Raw genomic sequence first — 916 nt, 5'->3', positions numbered from 1 at the left:
CCGTGCAGGCGAATTAGATTTTGGTATCGTGCAATCGGATTGGCAGTACCACGGCTACAACGGTACGAGCAAGTTTGCGGAACAAGGCCCGTACAAAAAACTGCGTGCAATGTTCTCTCTTCATACAGAACCTTTCAACATCATCGCACGTGCTGACTCTGGTATCGAAAACGTTCAAGACCTAGCAGGTAAGCGTGTCAACATCGGTAACCCAGGTTCTGGTGACCGCGCGACAATGGGTGTAGTAATGGATGCAATGGGCTGGACAAATGACAGCTTCAAACTTGCTTCAGAGCTAAAAGGCTCAGAGCGTTCTCAAGCCCTTTGTGACAACAAAATTGATGCGTTCATCTACATGGTTGGCCATCCAAACGGTTCAATCAAAGAAGCAACCACATCATGTGATGCGAAGCTAGTGCCTGCAACTGGTCCTAAGATCGACAAGATCGTCGCAGACAACCCGTACTACGCATTCAGCACAGTGCCGGCTGGTATGTACCGTGGTACAGATAAAGACGTGAAGAGCTTTGGTGTTGCGGCAACAATGGTAACAACATCTGATGTTTCTGATGAAGTTGCATACAACGTTGCTAAAGCCGTGTTCGAGAACTTCGACACCTTCAAACGTCTGCATCCAGCTTTTGCTAACCTGAAAAAAGAAGACATGGTGAAAGCAGGTATTTCTATCCCTCTTCACCCTGGTGCAGAAAAATACTACAAAGAAGTGGGTCTAATTAAGTAAGCACTCACTTATTTCAATCTCAGGCAGAAAAAGATGGTTTTCTGCCTGATTGAGTATGCTGGTTGTAGCACGTTGAACCAGCATGCTTTGTTCATTTGCCAGTTTTTCTTAGAACTGCGCACTCAATACCCAAGAAAACACTTTAACGCCGCCAACAAAGCACTCGGTACTCTT

The 916-nt window shown here is 46.0% G+C and carries 1 protein-coding gene; it reads left to right on the top strand.

Annotation, left to right across the window (positions count from 1 at the left end):
* Window positions 1–742: TAXI family TRAP transporter solute-binding subunit (locus R7Q11_RS25220; RefSeq protein ID WP_225466885.1), on the top strand; the 742-nt coding region annotated here is incomplete at its 5' end.
* Window positions 743–916: the final 174 nt, after the last annotated feature.

The organism is Vibrio sp. 970, assembly GCF_033339075.1.
The sequence above is the reverse complement of the archived record's forward strand: the minus strand, read 5'-3'. Positions and strand labels throughout refer to the sequence as shown.